The organism is Sediminispirochaeta bajacaliforniensis DSM 16054, from assembly GCF_000378205.1.
Taxonomy (GTDB): Bacteria; Spirochaetota; Spirochaetia; order DSM-16054; family Sediminispirochaetaceae; genus Sediminispirochaeta; species Sediminispirochaeta bajacaliforniensis.
The window spans coordinates 37,920-59,422 of the sequence record NZ_KB899414.1; the positions used below are offsets into that span (position 1 = coordinate 37,920).

The following is a 21,503-nucleotide window of genomic DNA, read 5'->3' on the forward strand; positions in this document are numbered from 1 at the left end:
ACTACTCCTCCCCCGACCTTGCTATGCGTAGATTCAACAACGAAATAGTAAACGTTATGATTAAAATGACTATGCCGACGGATGCGGCCATACCAAGATCATCATAGAGAAAGGCTTGCTGATACAGATATGTCCCTAAAACCTGAGTACTGTTGCCCGGTCCACCTGAGGTAGTGACATACACTTCGGTGAAGAGCTTAAATGCACCGATGATGGTAATAATAGAACAAACGACAAGTTGCTCTTTCACAGAAGGTATCGTGATATTGATAACGCGCTGAAAAGAATTCGCCCCGTCGATTCGGGCGGCTTCATAGTACTCCTGAGGAACCTTTTGAATCGCGACAATCATCAATATTGTGATATATCCGGTAAATTGCCACTGACTCATGGCTATGATTGCGAAGATTGCTATCTGGCCCTCGCCAAGCCATGCATGCTGCAGGGAATCGAGACCGATACTCCTGAGTAGGGAATTCAATAATCCCATCTTAGGTGTATACACAAATTGCCACAGCAAACCAACCGCAGTCAAGGACATCAGGGCTGGAAAAAAGAAAACGTTCCGATACAAAACACGTAACGGACCGCATAACTTCGACTCAATTAAGATAGCAAGGAAGGTACCGAATCCTACCTGGACAATTAAGGAAATAAGAACATAGAGAATATTATTCCGTAAAATAACCAGAATGATCGGATCAGTACATAACCTCTGATAGTTTTTTAGCCCGACACATGTCATCCCTCGGGAATAGGAACTCAAAGAAAAAAAGCTGTACACAAAGTTTGCAAAAACAGGAATATAGACAAAGCCCATAACAAGCAGTAGACCGGGAAGTACATACAGATATGGTGTCGATTGTTTGACTTTCATGAAAACCTCAAAGAGGTACCGGGCATGCCACAATACTCGGTACCCGTATATTGAATTACAAACTAAAATTCCGATCTGACGATCTTTGCCAGATCCTGAATATCCTTCATAAGGGCTTCCGGCGTGATATCTCCGTTTGTCAGCTCAGATACACCGGTAAGATATCTGTCTACCAATTTCGCGTGGAGATCATTATCAAGCCAATAGGCAAGCCCGGAAGCATTAAGAATCATGTTGTATGCATCGCGGATCGGCTCATCGGTAAATGAGCCGTCAATTTGCCCCTTTGTCCCGTTGAACCAGCGAATCTCTCTAATCTGCTTTTTCCCGACCTCCGGGCCTGTCAGGTATTTAAGAAATGCCACAGCCTCATCGGGATATTTCGTCTTACTCGAACACCAGAACCCCTCTGGAGCACCTGTAATATATCCCTGATCACCCTTACCATCGATAACGGCAGGAAATGGAAACATCCCATATTTAAAGGGTGTTGTCATAGCATCTTCAAGGTAATTCACCTCAATTGTTTCCATATACATCATCGCGGTTTCCTGATTCGCGAAGCTTTGTCGGGCCATCTCATGGGACAATCCGTTGGGATAATCATTTACATACTGCATAAGTTCTTGATACAGTTCTAACGCCCTGACATATCCGGGATCAGTAAAGCTCCCCGTCTCCGGATTGTAATCCCGTAGGCGGGTCTCGTTATCTACAACTTTCTGATTCAATGTACCAATGTAATGTGATGAAGGCCAAATCTCTTGGTTCCCATATGCGATGGGAGTGATGCCTTTGGCTTTAAAGGCTTTGCAGACGGCTATCAGTTCTTTATAGGTCTTCGGTATCGTTATTCCGTATTTATTAAAAAGTGCTTTGTTATAGTAGAAGGCTTTACCGCTTACCCGAAAGGGCATACCATACAGTTTTTCCTTGTAGTAAAAGGGTTCGACCAAACTGGTGATCATATAATTCTGCCATTGTGAGTCCCCCTCGTAATAAGGGGTCAGATCCAAGACCAGATTTTCACGGATGAATCGATTTGAAAAATCACCTACCCAACCAAAAAAAATATCAGGACCTTGTTCAGAGCCGAGAACAACTTTCAGTTTTTCCTTGTAAGGAGCATTTGCCGCCGATACCACTTCAATGTGCACATTCGGGTGGGATGTTTCATACTCTTTAATTACCTGAGCAATGAAAGCACTGTAATTGGCTTCCGGAAAACGATGAAACAACTTAAGGGTAATAGTATCTCCACTATTCGCTTCCTGTTTACCTTCCGACCACACAAGCGGGATCGAAAAAACTACAACCAAAACCGCCAATAATACCACTCTCTTTTTCACAATTACCTCCCTGTGAATGATGGAATCATCCTTTTTGGTTTTATTTCTTTGCCTGTGAAAATCTTTTTCAGTATCCCTCCTTCAAAACCTTGATTTTCTATCAATACTGGCATCCGTACCCAAAGGAGCCGTGCTTCATGCAATTTTGTGTCGCAAAAACAACGGCTGCGGCCAAGGCGAGCCGGATCTTGCTCTCCTCCATATCCTCAGGGTGTTTTCCATCGGCCCTGCGCTTCAAAATTTCAAGAGAGTGGACTAAAAAGGCCGTTAACAAGGAATCTCCGGCTCCCATGGAATCGACGATATGTATAGGAATCGCATTCTGATTAATCCGAAGATCACCTACGGCAACAGAGACTCCACGCATTCCTTTCGAGGCTATAATAATCTTGCACCCAAACTTCTGTATGGATGTAATGAGCTCATCGATCTCGTCATCAGGTAAATGGCTACAGGATAAGGCAGCCGAGAAAATATAAGGACAAACCTTTTCGCATCTCTCCGCGGTAAAACTGGTCGAAAAATCATAGGATAGATACGGATTCAACGAGCTAATGTGCGGCAAAAAATCGTCAAGATAGCTAAAACAGCTTGTATGAATCAAATCAAAGGTTTTTATGTATTGGTCATCTATATAGTTCAGTATGATCGGATGTGTTTTCGCAACACCTCCTTTGTTGGATCCCACAAAAACCCTATCTCCGTTGCGAATCTCTACTTCGGCAAATCCGTTTTCTCCGGCTTCTACTCTTGTCCTTGAAATATCAATATCAAGTTCACGTAAAACAGAGAAAATATGCCATGCAGGCAGATCATCCCCTATAACTCCCATATATGCGGAATGGCAATGCAGGTGCTTTGCATATACGCTGAAATTCAGGGCGTTCCCACCCGGATACATGATCCGATCCGTCCGATATTTGTCTACAACATTATCTCCGAGTCCCAATACTCTCAGCATGCCTTATCCCTCGCCTTTACGTCTCAGTTAATATTTGACTTTCCACATGTATCGTCTGGTCATCAATGGATGCTTACGAATATATGCCAGCTCCTCATTGTAAAGGGCAACAATGTTCGTCAACACAAGAGGAGAAAAATATTCGGAAACGGTATCATCAATTACATTAATTCCTAAATCCCGAACATCGATCGTGTAGATCTTTGCGGCGTAACGTTTCAGAAATGAAAGCACACGCTCATCAAGAGGGCGAGTCCTCCCCTCACTTAAAAACAGCAAGAACGGGGTCTGCGTATCTGCGATTTCCAGGGGGCCATGAAAAAATTCCCCGCTGTGGATGCTTGAGGAATGGATCCACTGCATCTCTTTTAGAATGCAGATATCCTCGATATATGCGGAACCAAAACTTGCTCCGCTGCCGATCGTGTAGATAAGCTTTTCAAGCGCATTTTCCTGTGCAAATTTTCTTGCCGCAGGCCGTACCATCTCTTTGGCCCTGGTAACGACGGAATCAAGCGCCTCGAATCCCTTCATTGCGGCATCGTAATACTTCCACCCCTCAAGTTGATTGAGGACCTCAATCGCAATTCTGAGTCCCTTACTGGCTTTCTGTTGCGCCTCAGACGAAGCAGGTCCCCATTCATAAATAATTGTCCGGTCGCCGTATTTTGTAATTTCCGATCCTTCGGCATAGCTAAAGGCTATGGTCGAGGCACCCTTCGATCTTGCAAGCTTAATGGCTTCAATCGTCTCGGGTGTGGTGCCCTGATGAGAACAGGCAATGACAAGAGAATTTTTGTCCAACGATGCGGGAGTTGCATGGACAAATTCATTAGCAGAGTAGTAGCCGATCCTCCTAAGTTTTCGGCTTTCGCTCTCCAGAAGGAACTTACAGGGATAAAAGGCTGCAATCGATCCACCACAGGCGGTAAAAAATACCTTGTCGATTCCACCTACATCTTTTTTTGCCTTCAAAATATCGGCAATAATTTGTTCTTCAAGCACGACTCTCTCCTTATGTTATATTATGTTTAAAGACATCTTATAACGTATTATTACTATTTGCAAGTCAATATTGCTGTCGTGCTGCTTTTTGGTGAATGGGCATAAAAAAACCGCCCCCGAAAGAGGGCGGTTGATAGTAACAGTGAAGTAGGGAATTAACCCTTGTAGTCTCCCGGCTTGATTTCGTCGCCGTACTTCTCTTTTGCCGCATTGATCTTGGCAATGGCCGCATCCCAGTAATCGTAGATCTCTTTGGGAGTATTGGCATCCATCTTTTCATAGAAGGCCTTGGTCCGTTCGAGCTTCTGGACCCATTTACTGCAGCGGAAGGTAAAGAGATAGGTGTAATCGGCCTCGGAGAAGTCCTCATCCAGGTACTTCTTGAAAAGTTCCTTCACATCCTTGTACAGAGGAATCTTTCCGGTAGGCGTATCGTAGGTCTCGTATTCTCCGTGGATTCGTCCTTCGGCCCAGTGGAGCCACACCTTCTTGGCAAGCTTGCTGGTCATGAACTCGCCCTTGGGGCCTCTCATGAAGTAGTTGGTGCTGAACACCTTGGGACAGTTCTTTACAGATTCACCGAACTTGATATTGTTGATGGTGTATTCGCCCAAAGGATAGGAAACAAAGTCCATGTTTGCCATGGGAGAAGGCTTTCGAACCCCCTCGGCACCAAGGGTTGCGGAAGTGGTTTCAGATTCCAGGGTGGCAGCCTTCAGGAGAATACCATCCTTCCAGTTGGGGGACTCTTCGACAGGAACGGTAGTGTCGCTGTCGCGGCCTCCGTACAGGATGCCTTCGACCTTTACACCATCCTTGGCATTGAACCCCTTCTCGTCGATATTGTCGAGGTAATCAAGGCGCATGGTGTAGCGGGCGTTACCATGTGCGATACCGACCTCGTTTCCTTTTGCATCCTTTACACCCTTCTTCCATTCGCCGAAATGGTTAAGCCCCTCGTCGGGAGCATCGACACCCTGGCCGAGCCAGTAGGGTTTCTTGTCTTTACCGAGAAGGATGTTGGAGAAGATTACTTCCTGGTCCTTCATCAGGTTTTCGTAGATAACAGGATCGTCTTTGGCGTTTACATCCTTGATGATACCGAACATACCGAACTCAACGTTTACGGCCCGGAATTCACCATTGATGTTGCGGAAGTAGGCAATATCGTCACCGACAATCTGCTCGCCGGGAATCATGGCAGTGGAGGTCTTTCCACAGGCAGAAGGATAGGCACCGGTAAAATAGGTCTTTCTATTCTTCTCTTTGTTCACACACGCCATGACGAACATGTGCTCACACAGCCATCCCTCTTTACCGGATTTACTGATGGCAAGGCGCATGGAGTGTTTCTTCAGTCCGACGGAGTTTCCGGCATACTGATCATTCATCGAGTAGACGATGTTATTCTGAGTGTCCATGTAGATCCGACGATTGTCGAGATCTACCGAGCAACCTCGATCATCGAGCTTTCCGGCAGAATGAATAAAGCGGAAAAAGTCGCCTTTCTCACTCTCTTTCATGTTGAGAAAGTGCTCATAAGCGGTACGATAGAGGATCGATTCTGAATGAGCAACGTACCAGCTGTCGGTAAACTGGACACAGGGGATGGTAAAAACGCTGCCGGTAGGTCCTTCGGCGAAAAACTTAACCACCGCATCCTTTCCCTTCATGTTGTCTTTTGCAATGCCCATGATCTCTTTATAGCCCTCATCATAGGCTACAGAGTTGAGGGTTTTCATCTTTTCGAGGTTTTCGGGATAGACCATGTAACGGGTATTAACCTTGTCCCGGGCCTGATCACCGTAGCCGTCCCAGTGGATGGTCTGCTTGGAGAGGGCCATGGAATGCTCTTCTCCCTTTGCCAGAGCCTGATCACGAATGTACTGATTATCTTTTTCGCTGTCGTCACAGACGAAAATAGAGGCGGGATCGCAATGTTCGGCAAATTCGCCGACAAAATCGTACACCTTTTGATTCTTGAGTGCGGTAAGCTTAGCATAGCTTTCGGCGCTCATCTTGCTTTTCAGCAGATCGTCATATTTTGGATTCATAGAACCTCTCCTTACATAGTAGGTGTTCGTATTTTACTACGTAATATCTTACCTTTTTTTTCACCTTTGTTTCAAGGTATTAACTATTTACAAGAGAAAAAGTAACACGCCTTTAAAGAGATGTTGACTTCCACCTTAACCTAGCTCAGGATGGAGGAATGACGTTATTGGTATGGCTTACAAGTAAGGAAACGGAATGCTGGAACCTTTCGTACAATCAGGAAATACGGCTGAAGAAAGCGTTACCCCAATGGAAGATCATAGTTGTTCGTGATGCAGACGCCTTCGTTTCCGCATTGCCAAGGGCCGATGCAATAGCTTCATGGCTTTTTCGTCAGGAGTGGTTTGCCCTTGCTTCGTCGCTTCAACTGTTGAAAACTCCGGCCGCCGGGCTCGATTATTTTGAGATCTCCCCACCTGGACATATAATCTTCGAAGGAAGCAGATTCCACGGCCTTCTGATGGCGGAAACGGCAATAGGCTACCTCCTGGCTCATGCCAGAGGAATTTGCAGAGCCGAACGGAGCATGAGCAAGGAGTCCGCACAGGAAAAAAGCTGGCCCCGCTGGGAGCTTGCCGGACAGATGCGGACCTTGAAAGGGAGCAGACTGACAATTCTCGGCTTTGGGGCCATTGGCAGCGAAGCAGGCCGCAGGGCCTCACTACTCGGCTGTAAGGTCACCGGTATCAAACAAAGACCGATATCGCATCTGCCTGTATGGTTCGGTCCGGAGGATCGGCTTTTTGCAACAGAAAAGGAACCTTTGGCATCGCTTTTTCTGCGAATTCTCCCCAGGACCGACCACCTGCTCATCGTTTTGCCGGGAGATAGGAAGACCGATGCGATCATCGGCAAGAAAGAACTTTCCCTTCTGCCTGATAACGCCGGAATCTATAATATCGGAAGGGGAAACGCCATAGAAGAATCGGCATTGATAGACCATTTAGCAAAGCACCCAGCAGCAGAGGCCTTCCTCGATGTATTTGAACGGGAACCACTGCCTGCAGCATCTCCGCTAAGGGCCTGCAACAATGCCTATCTCATGCCCCACCTCTCGGCCGCAGCGCCCGAATATCTGGATCTATTTATCGACGAGCTGGCGGCGAGATGTCTTGCCCTTGTGTATTGATTTCAGGCAAGGGCCGTGCGTTCTTCGTTCGAACGGGCAAGCTTCCTGGCAAGTAGTTTTGAAAGGAAAATGCCGTAATAGGGATAGTGCTTCATTACCTCAACAAAAGACTTTCGGCTGATCTTTACCAGCTTGGCATCCTCATCGGCAATGACGGTTGCACTCCGCCGATTATTCAGCAAAAAGCTCATTTCTCCCATGAATATATCCGCTGGAGTCAGGATTCCTACCTGATGTCCCTTGTGATAAACGGAAAAATGGCCGCTGGAGATGTAATAAAGGAAATCCCCCTGCTCTCCCTCGCTGAATATTTGATCACCCTTACTGGGACATATGACCTCTTCTCCCGAGAACCCTTCCGGGGTCTGACGGCCGTCCCCCTCAGAATGGTAGACCGTAAAGCTCACCTCATTTCCTTTGTCATTATAGGAAAGTTCGCTGCAAAATAACTCCGCCATCTTTATTCCACGGCCGTGAAAAGCATAGGGGTCCTGAGATGCAGTCTTTTGGCGCATCGAAGAAACATCGAAGCCCAGCCCCTCATCCCGGATTACAAACTTCGTCTTTTTCTTGTCGCTTTCCCAGGTAAAGCGTACCCGCTTTTTGTTGATCTCCGGATCAGTACATTTTTCCATTACCAGGTCGACCACGCTCAGGCCATGCGCCATTCCCGCGCTTTTCTCTTCATAGGTAATGCCGCAGTTGCCATGCTCAATGGCGTTGACAATCAGTTCGGAAAGGGCAAGCTGTAATCCCATCTTATCCTCGGAATGTAAAAAGCCCATCTGAACCAGGTTGGTAACGGGAATGCTCGCATAGATAGGGACCGCCAGGGTATCGTTCTCAATAAGGAAAGAACCGCTCATATTCTCAACGAGGCGATTGGATACCTCTTTCTGGAAAATAAGTTGCCAGTTCTCAATGATAATGGAGACACATTTTAAGAGATGGCTCCTGATCCTGCTGTAATCAAGCATCACTAAAAGATTGAGGTCCCGAAGTTCTTCGGCAAGGGCCTTTTCGTCCTGCTTCGAGGAATCGTAAAGCCCGATAATACCGAAGCTGTGGAGCCAGGAATCTCTCCTGACCTGATCCGCAATGGCGGATAAACGAATAACCGGATCCCCGCAATTTATCATCACAAGCTCCGGTAAGTCATAATTCAAAGACTCCTGCACCCTATGCTCGGCAGCAATCACACGAACCGAGTATCCGAGATTTTTTCCACCTCGACGGAAGGCCCCTCGAACCTTTCCCAGCACCGTCCTGTCGGAGTTCACCAATGCAATGAGTCCCATCCTATTCCCCTTTTTTCGTTTATCCTCTTTATATAGTTGTAATGGGGAAATGATTTCTTGACAAGTTACGGGATTCATGTAATAGATTAAGTATCTTTTTACATACTAAGAAGAAATCTTAGGAAGGAGACGGATATGGATAAGATGTTTGTTATGTGCCGGCACATTCTCACCGGTCCGACTGTTTTGTTCGTAAACATATCGCCATATCCGTGTCTGCAAATCCAGTAAAGAGAACTTCATAAGCACGGTTTACCGCGGTCTGTTACGGACCGCGGTTTTTTTTTGCTCCGTTATCGATGTACAAGGAGGTACACCATGTTTAACGACGGGCTTATGGATCATCTTGCGAAAATCAGACAGCAGGAACTCCTGGCCTCGGCCAGAAGTTCCAGGCCCGCTTCCCGACAAGGGAAGGGGGCGTCATTCCCCGGGCCGATCACCAGGGCAATTGCCCTCGGAATGATTACTCTCGGAATCAAACTACTCAGACAAGAAGGCAAGATGTAACACAACGTTGGCCCCTGTCCGATTTTGTCACAGGACAGGGGCTTTATGCATCGTAATAGCGCCTGACAAAGGCTTCGGCATTCTGAATTGATCCGCCGGCAGCCCCTTTAACCACATTGTTGACCATCAACATAAAACCGATACGGTTCCTTTCCTCTTTAATTCGTCCGGTATACACAACCATCCCCTTGGGATTGCCGTAAAAGGCATGCTTTGACTGGGGGAAGTTCTCTTGGGGAAGATAGGTAACGGGATGCTTCGGAGAGGATGGTAACGCAGGATCCACCAGGATAAAATCTTCCCAGGTATGTAAAACATCCTTAGGGCTCGGATTCGTCTCGAATTCCACCCATACGGACTCTATATGCCCGAACATCACGGGGACTCTAACGCAAAAGGGAAAAATTCGGGGATCAATCTCAAGAATTTTCTTAAGCTCCTTCACCATCTTCTCTTCTTCCCCACCGATAAAGGGAATAACGTTATCGGTAATATCAAAGGCGGAAAGTCCCGGATATCCGGCACCGCTTACCGACTGATAGGTACTTACGGTAACCTCTTTGATACCAAATTTGCGGAGAGGAGCAAGGGCAACGGCAAGTCCCGTGGTACTGCAATTGGCATTGGTAACGACGAAGCCGTTAGAAGGATACCCCTGTCGTTCAATCCATGAAAGCTGCGATAGATTGGCCTCAGGGATAAGAATGGGTACATCCTCTTGGTAACGCATTGCGCTGGCATTAGAAAAGACAAAAAAGCCGGCGTCCCGTAACTTGGGCTCCCATTCGGAGGCGAGATCAGCGGGCATTGCGGAAAAAACGATCTCAATACCTTCTTTTTTCATGAGGTCGATATCCAACTCGTTGAGTTCGAGATTCATCATCGAATGAGGAATTTCCTGAGGGACAACCCAATGCACCTCATCCCCATATAGATTGCCCTTTCTGGAAGAGGAGGCTGTGATGTGGCAGGTCTCAAACCAAGGGTGGTCCTGAAGCATCCACATAAAGACCTGGCCCACAGCGCCTGTAGCCCCAAGGACCGCCGTTTTTATTTTTTTTTCGCGCGTAAAATCCATAGAACCTCCTGTTGTCCAAAAACTTACCATTCAGTTTCATTATCTGAACAACAAATCGGTCCTCTGTCAACCAACAGAAGCCAACAGGAACCAAAAACACTTGCCCTGCCTCAAGAAGAAACGTATACTTGCATATACTTATTGCGAATGGGAGGCTTGCAAATGGGAGCTCCGATCTACAACGAACGAGTTAAGGAAAATGGAGAGGCCTACACCTTTCAGATATTCCGTGATGCAGCAGGGATCCGCGTCATAGTCTTTGACGCCTGCGGTGAAGCCCTTGCATCTTCCGTCCTTGCCGAGGCCAACGATGAGAAAATAAAAACGGCAGCAAGGGATTTTTGTGAAAATTATGCTATCGACCGTGAAGACAGAATGAACTATCGCGGCATTGCCTGTTAAAACGCGGTGATGGATTTCCGGCAACGGATCTCTTTTTAGGGCGAAGGAACGTACTGAATGATCCCTTTAAGATCATTATCAAAGAAGCGAAGTCCTACGCCGAAGTGGTAATCAAAGTCATCCTGAATCACAAAATCCCTCACCCCTGCAGTCATATACAGCCACCGAAGGGGATTTTCACTTGTGGGGTCGAAGAAGGGGTAGAAGGTTCCCGAAGCGTCCATTACCGGACCAGCATCCCTGCCCAAACGGTACATCTGGGTAGACAGTTCCACCTGGCGAAGCGGCCGCAGATCAAAACCGATTCCACCGCTGCTTTCGATAATCCCCCCCCGAATGGCTAATGGACCATACCGGCGAACAAGTTCCGCTGATATGTTTACGTCGGCATCGGAATAATCATCGCTACCCGGTGGAACGGTAACCCCGACCCAATATTCTTTAGGCTTTTCTCCGGGGATAAGGCGGAGTTCGGCACGGGTTTCCATTCCCGAGGCCTGCACCATATAGTCACCCTGCAAGCCAAGCTCAACATTCATCCCCACCGTTGAGTCGACAAAGCCTTCAACATTCTCGGTGATACCGACTATTCGATGATAGAGCTCTTCATCATTTACCAATTTTCCGAGATTTCCCTCACCGTCGTCGATCTTTCTGGCAATTGATCGTGTCGATTCCAAAACTGCAGTAAGGGTTTCCGCACTTTTTCTCATCTCTGCAACGGCCCGCTCCAGATTCCTATCATTTTCGGCCAACATCGTATCCAGCCGCTCGGTAAGACGAGCGGTATGATCGAGGATAGCGGAAATATCGTCGCTTTCCGCCTCGCTCTGGGAATTTATTCGTTCGGCAACGGCAGCTATATCGGTCATTGCCGAACGAAGGATGAGAAGGTTTTGCTGCACAAGATCTCCCGTGACCGCCACGGTGCTCTTTGCAGAAACAAGGATGTCGTTCATTTCCGAATAGCCTGAATTGTTCATGAATGTTCGAAACTCCGCAAGGAGCTGCTCCAGTTCCTCCGCCACCTTCTGGGTTGATTCAAAGGCCTTATTCATCACCGTGGAGCTTTCGACATACCGGACGACCCCATTGGGAGGAATTATTCCCGTATTCATATTTCCAGGCACAATGGAAACGATCGAGTTTCCGAGAATCGAGTCCATCTTTTTCACTACCCGGGCATCCTGATAGATGGGAACCTCGGCATTCACCTCCATGGTGACCTTTGCTTTTCCGTCTTCAAGTACGATCTTCGTAACCTTTCCGATGTTTACCCCGGAAAGGCGGACGAGGCTCTCGGGCAAGAGGCCGCTGGCATCATCCATATAGGCATGAATCAACTTTGTCTCATCCGCATCAATCGCTTCCACGGTCTGCATGATGTAGACAATAGAAACAGTACCGGTGATAGCAACAAAGAGCCCTATTTTCAGGAGTCTCGACATTGGTTGTCCTCATAAGCGTCAAAGTTGGTAAAGGAATACTCGAGAAATTTACGCAAAACAGGGTGATTCGATCGTGCAAGTTCTCCCGGTTTTCCTTTAGCCGCAATCTTTCCATCGGCAAGGAACGCAATGGTATCGGCATAGGCAAACATGCCGGCAATATCATGACTGATAACGATACAGGTCATCCCCAACTCCCGGTTAACTCTGCTTATTAACTCATTAATGCTTTCGGACAAAACCGGATCAAGCCCCGTAGTGGGTTCGTCAAAAAGAAGAATATCGGGTTCGGGCGCCAAGGTGCGGGCGAAACCCACGCGTTTTCGCATACCACCGGAGAGTTCGGCAGGAAACTTTTTTTCAATCCCTTCAAGATCTACCCAGGAAAGCATCTCCCGTACCCGCTCCCGGATTTTTTTTCGGTCTTTTATTCCCAGCATCTCCCGCAAGGGAAAAGCTATATTCTGTTCCACGGTCATGGAATCAAAAAGCGCAGCATTCTGAAAAAGATAACCGAATCGCCGCCGGGCCTCTAAGAGCTCTTTTTCTTCCATCGATTCCATAGGTTTTCCGTCAAGTGCAATGGAACCTTCATCAGCTTGAAGAATTCCGTTGACCGTTTTCAAGAGAACGCTTTTGCCGGTCCCGCTCTGGCCTATAATGGCGGTTACTTTCTTTGCTTCAAAATCAAGATCAATACCGTCAAGGACGACATTAGCTCCGAATCGTTTTTTCAGGCCAGAAATATGAATAATTTTAGCCATAAATTCGCCGTCAATAAAGTATTTTAAGCATGATATCGGACATAATATAGTCGGAAACGAGCACCGCGACGGAAGCGGTAACAACAGCCTTTGTCGAAGCTGTCCCTACCTCCTTGGAACCTCCGCTGGTCGTAAAACCGAAAAAACAACAGATTAGACTCACGAGGGCACCCATTATCGCTGCTTTTATAAAACCGGACCAAATATCGACGGGATCGACAAAGCGATATAGTTGATCAAGATAACCGGCGGGGTCCACCCCCTTCATGTGGATCGAAACAACATAACTGCCCAGCACACCGACCACGTTCGATAGAGCCGTAAGAATAGGAAATACAATGATCGATCCTATGATCCTTGGAACCACAAGATATTGAATAGGGTTGACCGACATCGTTTCCATGGCATCGATTTGCTCGCTTACCCGCATGGTACCTATCTCGGCAGCCATTGCAGAACCGTTTTTCGCCACAAGCATCAGACTGGTAAAAACAGGGGCAAGCTCTCTGCCCATAGTCATAGCGACGGCCGATCCGACCATGGTCTCCGCGCGAAACATGGCCATAAGATCGGTAACCTGCAATGAAAAAATCATTCCAATGGAAAGACTGGAAAGAGCGATAATCAGAACCGAATCGACACCAATGTGCTCTGCCTGCTCAAGAACAAGCCCAGGCCTCCATGGACGTCGAAATGTCCAGCGAAAAGAATCTAAAGCAAAAAGGCAAAAAGAACCGAATTGCTCAAAGGTTCGAACAAGTCTCCGCTCCATGGAGTAAAAATACTACCATCATGTTAGAAAACCAACAGGTAAATATTAAATCAAGCTATTCCGCTAGCCGCTTTTTCTTCTTCTCCGGCATCAGATAGAAAATAACCGGTTCGAATACAGGTTTCAAACAACTCTCTACTAAGCATATCGGTGGTTTCCGAGCTCCCCCACTCATCTTCACGGATCATCCGTATCCGATACCCTTCGGAACTTTGGTGGAGAACTTCCACAAAGGTCTTCTTATTTCCCGTTCCCTTTATTCGATAGCGCTGCATTGGCAATCCTCCTGTTGTATCTATTTTCGGCAGCTATTGCTCGGTCTTGACTCCGGGAATTCCACTATCGATACTAGATAGCATGAAAGCGCAACAGAAACAGAAAAGAGGCATAGGATATAGGTTAATGATGGTCATAGTCCCCCTTGTCTCAATCGTTGTACTGGTAATTGGAATTCTCGACACGAAACGGATTACCGGAAATCAGCTGGAACTGACCAATCAACTCATCGATGCCCAGACCCGCCAATATAAGCTTATTCTCGAAGAGTTTATCAATGAGCATGTCGAACGGCTGACGAAAGTAGCGGCCGCATTCTCCGGCAAAGAGCACGTCAACGCCGAAGCCCTCCGGACCGAGGCCAGTCTTATCCACCGTTTTGTTCCCGATGTTACGACAGATAATTTCTTCTATGTAAATGAGGAGGGAATACTGCGGCAGGGAGATCTCAGACTCGATGTCTCCGACCGTGACTATTTCACAAAGGCAAAGGAAAGCGGAAAACCCGCCATAGGTAACGTTCTCATCAGCAGAGAAGATGGGAAATCGCTCATTACCGGCTTTTCCGCTCCCATCATCGGTTCAGGTGGGCAGTTTCAGGGAGTCTTGGCAGAAGCTCTCAATCTCACCGAACTCCAACAGAAATTTAGCGATATGGATCTTGCAGGAGCCAGCTACTTTTACCTTTTTGATCCGCAGGGAACCGTCATCGCCCACACAAATCATGATTTCGTCGGGAAAAAGGTACAAGACATCATCCATCCTTCCCTTCTCAAACGCTTTCAGGAAACACTTTTCGTACAAGATTCAGGAAACATCGAATACAGCTTCAACGGTACCAGCGTCATTGCCCACTATAAGACTATAACCCCGTCAGATTGGAAGATTGCCGTTGCATTTGATAAGCAGATCATTATCGATAAAAGAAATCAGGCTATCCTTTTCGCTCTCGGCCAGTTTTTGATTGCAGGCGGAGGTACGATTTTGTTGATCTTCCTGCTGATCAGACCGATAACGCGAAGGATTAAACGAGTCGGAGGGCGTCTCGAGGAAATCAGCAAGGGAGAGGGTGATCTGACCAGAAGAGTGCACGTTTCTTCCGACGACGAACTGGCCGACCTTGCCGAGGCATTCAACCAATTTGCTGAAACAATGAGAGAGATGATCGGCAGCATCAAATTCGAGACAAGAAAACTTCTTGCTGTCGGAGAAGAGCTTTCCGCTAATACAGAGCAAAGTACGGCATCGATAAACGAAATCACTGCAACGATCGAAAGCATCTCCGAACTCTCGGAGAGCCAGAGCGAAAGTGTCGGAAAAGCATCATCTTCCGTAGATCAGATAACCGGCGCCATTAATAATCTTGGAGAGCTTATCGAGCGGCAGGCTACAAGCGTAACAGAGTCCTCTTCCGCCATTGAAGAGATGATTGCAAACATCAGAAGCCTTGCCGAGCATACCGAACAAATTGGAATGCATATGGAATCTCTCGTCGACGCCTCCCGTAACGGCAAAGAAAAGCAGCGGGAAACCGACGAGTTGATAGCCCAGGTGGCGGAACGATCGAAAAAGCTACAGGAAACCAACGTGGTTATTGCAAAGGTGGCCGCCCAAACAAACCTCCTTGCCATGAATGCAGCCATCGAAGCAGCTCATGCAGGAAATGCAGGAAGAGGATTTGCCGTGGTTGCCGAAGAAATTCGAAGACTTGCCGAACAATCTTCAGGACAGTCAAAGGGAATCAAATCGAGCCTTGGGGAGATCAAAACCTTCATCGATCGCATCGTGGAATCCAGCACTGAAACAGGCTCCGCTTTCGAATCGGTACTGGAAGCCGTGGAAACAGTCAGAAACCTTATAGAAGAAGACAGAGCAGCCATGCAGGAACAGGCATCCGGGGGGAGGCAGGTCCTCGAAGCGCTGACGGAAATCAACAACATTACCGAACAGGTACGGCAGGGAAGCGAAGAGATGAAGGAAGGCGGTACGGCCATCCTTAAAAATATCGGTTCGGTTTCACGACTCAGTCAGGAGATGCAATCGAGCCTATCCGAGATTAACAATAGTGCGGTGGAAATCAACCATGCCATAGAAGAAGTACGGGAACTCACCCGGTCCAACAAAGAGGGAATAGAACTGGTAGGAAATAGTGTCGGCCGTTTCAAGACTGAAGAAGAAACAAATGAAGAAGAGATAAACAAAGAGAAGCCAGAAAAAACATAAAGGCGGGCAAAGCCCGCCTTTCATCGCCATAAAAATCGCTTAGAAGCGGGGTCTTCTTTCCCGTTCCTTGGCTTCGTTTACACGCAGTTCTCTACCGTCAAGAGAAGTTCCGTCGAGAGCAGAAATCGCTGCTTCGGCTGCATCCATCTCTTCCATCTCAACGAATCCGAATCCCTTGCTCTGACCCGTGTACCGATCGGTAATAATGTTCACGCTGTTAACCTGACCATACTGACCGAAAAGATCCTGAAGACTCTCCTCTCGAGTCGAATAATTCAGGTTCCCAACATAGATTTTTTTAGCCATAAAAGCTCCTTTGTGTCTCTACACTATAGAGAAGCACAGTACTGATTTCCTCTGTTTCGCGATTAGTCAATTGGCAGGATGTTCAGGTGAAGCATGAAAACGACAGGCTACCGAAAAGGTCCAGAAACAATTGCAACCGAAGAAAAGAAGTTACTTACTGTATAGCATGCCCCGGGGCATACGTCAAGGCTTCTTTTTCTACCAAAAAAAGCCGCTCTGTTGAGCGGCTTCTGCCCGGAAGAGGACTCGAACCTCCATGCTCCATTGAGCACCAGACCCTGAACCTGGCGTGTCTACCAATTTCACCATCCGGGCATATTGTGGACAGATAGTACAAATTTCATCACGAGATGTCAAGGCGTCGGGAGGATCCGGCCTCCCGACATACACTCACTATCTATTCCCATCGTCCCCGGTCGTCTCTGTGATTATCACGAAGCGATCTTACGATCCGGCCGACCACTCTATCAAGCTGAGGTTTGAAAAAATATCCCAAAACAACTCCGACAAGAATCCAGAAAATCATTATGCATCCTCCCTGACAATTTCGATCTTGATTCCATCTTTTGTTTCGATGATCTCGTTCGGCGGGATGACGACCCTAAGGACGCCGTTTATGAAGGTTGCCTTTACTTTTTCCCGATCGTACTTATCTTCGGGAACAAAATAGCGCTGTGCCTCAATCGCTTTGAGTTTCAAGCGTCGTTTGAAATAATGCACTTCCCCTTCAGGCTCAAGGTTCGGGCTCTCTGCCGAGAAGATCATATAATCGCCTTGAAAACGAAGATCCAGATCTTCTTCCCGAAATCCCGCAAGTGCGAATTCAAGAACCATGCTTTTATCGGCTGTAATGTAGACGTTAACGGGAGGATATGAGTAAGAAGGGTAAAAATCGACCTTCTCATTCCAACCGCGTTTCATCTCCTCCTGAAACGACTCGCCAAAGTTACGAGTGGCTTCAAAGACCTCATCGAGTATCTGTCCGAGATCAATGACGAAATTCTCTTTCATACGTCACCTCTCATTGAGCGTGATATCGGTCCCTCATACGAGGCGACCAGAACAAAATAGTCCCAAACGGCGGCTATCGTTCATCTTTAATATACGAAATCCACACAAAGAAGGAAAGAAAATATGCAAGTTGAGAGAGCGTGAGCCATATGCTTGGCCAAAGCTGTCAATTCTGGTAGGCTTTTCATCTATGCCAGTACGAGTCCTTTACATAGGCGAAATCGTCGGGAAACCCGGCATCCATTGCATAAAAAAGGCCCTCCCCCTCTTGAAAGAACAACATCGTATCGACTTTGTAATTGCCAATGGTGAGGGAGCCACAGGTGGTTTTGGTATTGGAAAAAATCATTCAATCCAGATCCACAAATTGGGAGTCAATGTCATTACGGCCGGTGAAAAGGTCTACTATAAAAAGGATATGGTCACCCATATTCCGAAGTCTCCCTACCTCATTCGGGCGGCCAATTTTCCCTACGGCAACCCGGGACGGGGATGGAGGACCTATACCGCAGGGGGGATGAAACTTGCCGTAGTAGTCCTTCTCGGTCAGTCGGGGTTTCAACGAGTTCATCCGGCAAATCCTCATCTCATGCTCCCTCAGCTGGCCTCCAAGCTGAGAGAAGAGCATGACGCGATCATCGTCGATTTTCATGCCTGCACGACGGCAGAGAAGGCAAACCTCTTCTATCGAATGGACGGAGAGGTAGCGGCAATCTTGGGTAGCCACACAAAAACTTTGTCGGCAGATGAACGAGTTTTACAAGGGGGAACAGCCGTTATCAGCGATACGGGCCGAACAGGAAGCCTTTTTGGTATCGGAGGACTCGAACCTCAAACAGAAATTGGCAAATTCCTTACCCAAATCCCGGAACGATCGAAAGAGTATTGGGAAGAGCTGGAGTTACAGGGTGCCGTTGTCGAAATAAACGAAAAGGGAACGGCAAACGAGATTTACACCGTCAGGTTTCCGGTTTCCACCGAAAACCGTATGGAGGATGATTCATGACGGAAACAGTAACGATAGTTTCAATTTCGGGACGACTTGCAAACGTCACTTGTTTGGAAAGCGACAGTTGCAAAGGCTGTGCCGGTAATTCATTTTGTAACGTGAAAGGACGCAGCTTCGAAGCGAAAGTTCCCAGAGAACTGGCCCAAAGCCTTATTCCGGGAGACAAAGCAGAGGTTTTGATTCCTCCCGGAAAGACCATTTTTGCAGGATTCATGGTATTGATAGTGCCGCTACTGCTTTTTATTGCCGGATTTCTGCTCGCATCAATTCTGATTCCGGACTCGGGCGAGGGGACTCAGGCTATTATGGGAATTATCGGGCTGGGACTGGGCTTTTTGCTTGCCTTTGCTTACAACAAACTGACGGGAACCAAAAACCTACCCATCGTTGTAGGAAAAGTCACGGAATAGAGGCGGAAAATTCTTTCGCCTTTGTCGAAAGGACCGAAGCCATCTCACTAAGCGGGACAATATGCTGTATATGCCCTAGCTCCGCCGCAACCTTTGGCATACCGTATACGATACTGGAAGCAGCGTCCTGAGCAATGGTAATTCCACCTTTGCGGTGGATTTCGCCAATCTTCCGAGCCCCGTCACGTCCCATTCCGGTCATGATGACGGCAAGAGCCCTCCCCCCGAACTCTTCAGCCACCGACTCAAAAAGTACATCGGCAGAAGGCCGATGGCCGTTTACGGGATCGGCGCTTGAAAGCGAAACGACCGCCGCAAGGCGCCGCCTGTGCACCTGGATATGAAAATTACCAGGGGCAATAAGCACCCTACCCCGTTTCACCAAATCACCTTCCTCGGCCTCTTTGACCTCCAAAGCGCAGATTCGATCGAGACTCCTGGCAAATTCCAGAGTGAAACCGGCAGGCATGTGCTGGACGACCAAAATGGGAAGGGGGAAATCGGCAGGAAGCTCGGAGAAAACGTTACGCAAGGCATTCGGGCCACCGGTAGAGATACCGATGGCACAAATTTCCAAAGGCCCGGCATCCTGTCTGGCAACTGGAGAGGCCACTTCTCTCGGTTCAAGTTTTCCGGCACCGGGAACAAGTTCGGAACGCAGGATCTCAGGAACGATAGTACGCTCTACTTTTCGAATGGGCCGTTCGGCAGGAGAAGGAATCGGCCGCTCCTGATCCCGTTTTTTCCTTTCGGCAACCGACAGAGACCGGCGGTACTGGAGGCCGTAAGCATACACCGTTTCCACAACCTGCTTTTCGACCAGGTGGATGTCTTCGCTGACGGAACCGGAAGGCTTCATGATAAAGTCGGAGGCACCGAGAGACAGCGCCTCCATGGTTATCTTTGCACCGCGTTTCGCTATGGATGAAAGAATCACAACAGGAATATCAATTCCGAGTCGCTTTCGTTCTTTTAAAAACTCGATACCGTTCATTTCCGGCATCTCTAGATCAAGGATAATCACATCGGGGTTCAGCCGCGGGATTTTCTGGAGCAAGAATTTGCCGTTCATTGCTTTTCCGACAAGCTCAAGCCCTTCCGCCTTTTCCACCATTCTGCCGACAAGATTCCTCATCAGAGCCGAATCATCACATATCATTACGGAAACGATTTCTTTATCCACAAAAAGCCTCTGCTACAAAAATTTCCGATAAATACAGGCCCAGTCGGTTTTCAAAAATTCAAATTTTGTTTCCATACCGAACAGGGATTCACTGTGCCCTATAAAAAGATAGGAATGGCGGCTGAGCGCATCCCAGAATTTATTGATGACCGCCTGTTGGGCGGCCTCATCAAAATAGATGATGACGTTACGACAAAATACCACATCGAGACTTCGTTTCCCGCTATCGTTCTTCAGATTATGGTAATCGAAGGTCACCATCTTTTTTATTTCATCCTTAACCGTATAGCCGTTACTGACTCGCTCAAAATAGCGTTTCAAATAATGCTCGGGTACCCCGTTCATACGATTATCCGGATAAAACCCCTCTTTTGCCGTCATGAGTGATTTCAGACTCAGATCGCTTGCGGTAACCTCCCCGGAAAAACCTGCAGGCAACTGATCCTTCAGCATCATTGCGATTGAATAGGGTTCCTCACCGGTTGAACACCCTGCGCTCCATATTCTGACAACCTTATCACCAGCCTCACGCTTAAAAGAGACGAGATCGGGAATGACATAGTGCTTCAGCGTATCAAAATGAGCGGTATTTCGAAAAAACCGAGTGAGGTTCGTCGTCACCGAGTCGAGAAGAATTTTCATCTCCTCGTCCTTCATGCTGATCAGTTTAAAGTAGTCATCGATCGTTTCCAGTCCCGATTTTCGCAGACGTTCCTTCAGCCTGCTTTCGAGAATCGTTCGATTCGAGGGGGAAAAGTGTATACCGCTTTCGTCGTAAATACGATCACGAAATTTCTTAAACTGTACTTCCGAAAGAAATCTTTCCATTCTGCTTCGTGCCTCACCTAAAAGTGTAGGGTCCAGCTTTTCCGGTGTCAATAGAACAGGTTTTTTCAGGTGATCGTGCTATATTAAAAATACCATGAAAAGATTCCTGTACTGCTTTTCCGTTCAAGGAATTGCTCTCGACGAAATAACCGAATCGCCCTTTGTGATTCTACACGATGTAAAACATGATATCACCCTCCCCCTGCAGATCGGAGCATCGGAAGCAAGTTCTCTTATCCTTGCTATGGAATGCAGAGAGAAGCAGGAAGAAGAAAGCGGATACGACCTTGCGGTAGAGTTGTTTCGAAAACATCGTTTTGCCCTTCGCGGCCTTGAAGTCCGCCGCAATAAAGGGGGTCATCACAAAGGAACCCTTGTATACAAGAAAGGTATACGGACCTTTCGAACCGAGGTCAACCCGAGTACCGGCATTGTACTCTGTGCAAAGCTTGGTGCTCCTATTTTCTTCGATAAAGAAGCAGCGGATGCCGCTGATTATGATAACAGGGTACTCATTGAACTCGCGGGAGGAAGTGCGGAGCTTCTCTATCTCGACCCGACCCATCATCCGATGCAAATCATGTAGCCGTGTAGCTTCCCGCGGATTGC

At 47.5% G+C, this 21,503-nt stretch carries 23 protein-coding genes and 1 tRNA gene; 7 read left to right on the top strand and 17 right to left on the bottom strand.

Going from position 1 to position 21,503, the window contains the following annotated elements:
• Position 1: 1 nt before the first annotated feature.
• The 5 genes from F459_RS0109745 to F459_RS0109765 form a co-directional block, all read right to left on the bottom strand.
• Positions 2-877: a carbohydrate ABC transporter permease gene (locus F459_RS0109745; RefSeq protein ID WP_020612545.1), complete on the bottom strand. Its 876-nt coding sequence runs from the start codon at positions 875-877 to the stop codon at positions 2-4.
• 62 nt (positions 878-939) lie between these two features.
• A complete protein-coding gene (locus tag F459_RS0109750) occupies positions 940-2,226 on the bottom strand; it encodes an ABC transporter substrate-binding protein (protein ID WP_020612546.1) in 1,287 nt (428 codons plus the stop codon).
• A 100-nt stretch (positions 2,227-2,326) separates the two neighbouring features.
• Positions 2,327-3,187 carry a PfkB family carbohydrate kinase gene (locus tag F459_RS0109755; protein WP_020612547.1) on the bottom strand — a complete coding sequence of 287 codons (861 nt, stop codon included), beginning with the start codon at positions 3,185-3,187 and terminating at the stop codon, positions 2,327-2,329.
• A 27-nt stretch (positions 3,188-3,214) separates the two neighbouring features.
• Positions 3,215-4,192: an SIS domain-containing protein gene (locus F459_RS0109760; RefSeq protein WP_020612548.1), complete on the bottom strand. Its 978-nt coding sequence runs from the start codon at positions 4,190-4,192 to the stop codon at positions 3,215-3,217.
• Between the two features lie 155 nt (positions 4,193-4,347).
• On the bottom strand, positions 4,348-6,246 hold the full coding sequence (locus F459_RS0109765; protein ID WP_020612549.1) for a phosphoenolpyruvate carboxykinase (GTP): 1,899 nt from the start codon (positions 6,244-6,246) through the stop codon (positions 4,348-4,350).
• Positions 6,247-6,404: 158 nt separating this feature from the next.
• Here F459_RS0109765 and F459_RS0109770 point away from each other — a divergent pair, with 158 nt between their 5' ends.
• A complete protein-coding gene (locus tag F459_RS0109770) occupies positions 6,405-7,376 on the top strand; it encodes an NAD(P)-dependent oxidoreductase (protein ID WP_020612550.1) in 972 nt (323 codons plus the stop codon).
• 2 nt (positions 7,377-7,378) lie between these two features.
• On the opposite strand, the gene F459_RS0109775 is transcribed toward F459_RS0109770, so the two are convergent.
• A complete protein-coding gene (locus F459_RS0109775; protein ID WP_020612551.1) occupies positions 7,379-8,674 on the bottom strand; it encodes a cyclic nucleotide-binding domain-containing protein in 1,296 nt (431 codons plus the stop codon).
• A 318-nt stretch (positions 8,675-8,992) separates the two neighbouring features.
• Between F459_RS0109775 and F459_RS0109780 the strand changes: the two genes are divergently transcribed.
• Positions 8,993-9,184, top strand: a complete 192-nt coding sequence (locus F459_RS0109780; RefSeq protein ID WP_020612552.1) for a hypothetical protein — start codon at positions 8,993-8,995, stop codon at positions 9,182-9,184.
• Positions 9,185-9,227: 43 nt separating this feature from the next.
• Here F459_RS0109780 and asd read toward each other — a convergent pair whose 3' ends face one another.
• Positions 9,228-10,262 carry an aspartate-semialdehyde dehydrogenase gene (gene asd / locus F459_RS0109785; protein WP_020612553.1) on the bottom strand — a complete coding sequence of 345 codons (1,035 nt, stop codon included), beginning with the start codon at positions 10,260-10,262 and terminating at the stop codon, positions 9,228-9,230.
• 147 nt (positions 10,263-10,409) lie between these two features.
• Here asd and F459_RS0109790 point away from each other — a divergent pair, with 147 nt between their 5' ends.
• Positions 10,410-10,664, top strand: a complete 255-nt coding sequence (locus F459_RS0109790; protein WP_245540138.1) for a hypothetical protein — start codon at positions 10,410-10,412, stop codon at positions 10,662-10,664.
• A gap of 35 nt (positions 10,665-10,699) precedes the next feature.
• Here the strand turns inward: F459_RS0109790 and F459_RS0109795 are convergent, their stop codons facing one another.
• The 4 genes from F459_RS0109795 to F459_RS0109810 are packed head-to-tail and all read right to left on the bottom strand — an operon-like array spanning position 10,700 to position 13,923.
• On the bottom strand, positions 10,700-12,112 hold the full coding sequence (locus tag F459_RS0109795) for an MlaD family protein (RefSeq protein WP_020612555.1): 1,413 nt from the start codon (positions 12,110-12,112) through the stop codon (positions 10,700-10,702).
• Positions 12,097-12,876 carry an ABC transporter ATP-binding protein gene (locus F459_RS0109800; protein WP_020612556.1) on the bottom strand — a complete coding sequence of 260 codons (780 nt, stop codon included), beginning with the start codon at positions 12,874-12,876 and terminating at the stop codon, positions 12,097-12,099. Before F459_RS0109800 ends, F459_RS0109795 begins: the two co-directional genes overlap by 16 nt.
• Before the next feature lie 10 nt (positions 12,877-12,886).
• Positions 12,887-13,648 carry an MlaE family ABC transporter permease gene (locus F459_RS0109805; RefSeq protein WP_013256572.1) on the bottom strand — a complete coding sequence of 254 codons (762 nt, stop codon included), beginning with the start codon at positions 13,646-13,648 and terminating at the stop codon, positions 12,887-12,889.
• Positions 13,649-13,698: 50 nt separating this feature from the next.
• Complete coding sequence (locus F459_RS0109810) at positions 13,699-13,923, bottom strand: OTU domain-containing protein (RefSeq protein ID WP_020612557.1); 225 nt, start codon at positions 13,921-13,923, stop codon at positions 13,699-13,701.
• A 127-nt stretch (positions 13,924-14,050) separates the two neighbouring features.
• Between F459_RS0109810 and F459_RS0109815 the strand changes: the two genes are divergently transcribed.
• On the top strand, positions 14,051-16,147 hold the full coding sequence (locus tag F459_RS0109815; protein ID WP_020612558.1) for a methyl-accepting chemotaxis protein: 2,097 nt from the start codon (positions 14,051-14,053) through the stop codon (positions 16,145-16,147).
• 39 nt (positions 16,148-16,186) lie between these two features.
• On the opposite strand, the gene F459_RS0109820 is transcribed toward F459_RS0109815, so the two are convergent.
• The 4 genes from F459_RS0109820 to F459_RS0109835 all read right to left on the bottom strand — a co-directional run bounded on the left by F459_RS0109820 (position 16,187) and on the right by F459_RS0109835 (position 17,464).
• Complete coding sequence (locus F459_RS0109820; RefSeq protein WP_013256574.1) at positions 16,187-16,453, bottom strand: RNA recognition motif domain-containing protein; 267 nt, start codon at positions 16,451-16,453, stop codon at positions 16,187-16,189.
• Between the two features lie 231 nt (positions 16,454-16,684).
• Positions 16,685-16,768 (bottom strand) — tRNA-Leu (locus tag F459_RS0109825).
• 82 nt (positions 16,769-16,850) lie between these two features.
• Entirely contained in the window at positions 16,851-16,979 is a 129-nt protein-coding gene (locus F459_RS24530) for a hypothetical protein (RefSeq protein WP_013256575.1), read from the bottom strand.
• Entirely contained in the window at positions 16,979-17,464 is a 486-nt protein-coding gene (locus F459_RS0109835) for an Hsp20/alpha crystallin family protein (RefSeq protein WP_020612559.1), read from the bottom strand. Before F459_RS0109835 ends, F459_RS24530 begins: the two co-directional genes overlap by 1 nt.
• A 190-nt stretch (positions 17,465-17,654) precedes the next feature.
• Between F459_RS0109835 and F459_RS0109840 the strand changes: the two genes are divergently transcribed.
• Positions 17,655-18,470: a TIGR00282 family metallophosphoesterase gene (locus tag F459_RS0109840; RefSeq protein WP_020612560.1), complete on the top strand. Its 816-nt coding sequence runs from the start codon at positions 17,655-17,657 to the stop codon at positions 18,468-18,470.
• A complete protein-coding gene (locus F459_RS0109845) occupies positions 18,467-18,883 on the top strand; it encodes a SoxR reducing system RseC family protein (protein ID WP_020612561.1) in 417 nt (138 codons plus the stop codon). The genes F459_RS0109840 and F459_RS0109845 overlap by 4 nt, the downstream gene beginning before the upstream one ends.
• On the opposite strand, the gene F459_RS0109850 is transcribed toward F459_RS0109845, so the two are convergent.
• Positions 18,873-20,042 carry a protein-glutamate methylesterase/protein-glutamine glutaminase gene (locus tag F459_RS0109850; RefSeq protein ID WP_211214000.1) on the bottom strand — a complete coding sequence of 390 codons (1,170 nt, stop codon included), beginning with the start codon at positions 20,040-20,042 and terminating at the stop codon, positions 18,873-18,875. The two genes, F459_RS0109845 and F459_RS0109850, sit on opposite strands and share 11 nt — an antisense overlap.
• A gap of 36 nt (positions 20,043-20,078) precedes the next feature.
• Positions 20,079-20,894, bottom strand: coding sequence for a CheR family methyltransferase (locus tag F459_RS0109855; RefSeq protein WP_020612563.1), 816 nt, complete (start codon positions 20,892-20,894; stop codon positions 20,079-20,081).
• Positions 20,895-20,988: 94 nt separating this feature from the next.
• On the opposite strand from F459_RS0109855, the gene F459_RS0109860 reads away from it, so the two are divergent.
• On the top strand, positions 20,989-21,480 hold the full coding sequence (locus F459_RS0109860; RefSeq protein ID WP_013256581.1) for a bifunctional nuclease family protein: 492 nt from the start codon (positions 20,989-20,991) through the stop codon (positions 21,478-21,480).
• The last annotated feature ends 23 nt before the right edge of the window (positions 21,481-21,503 follow it).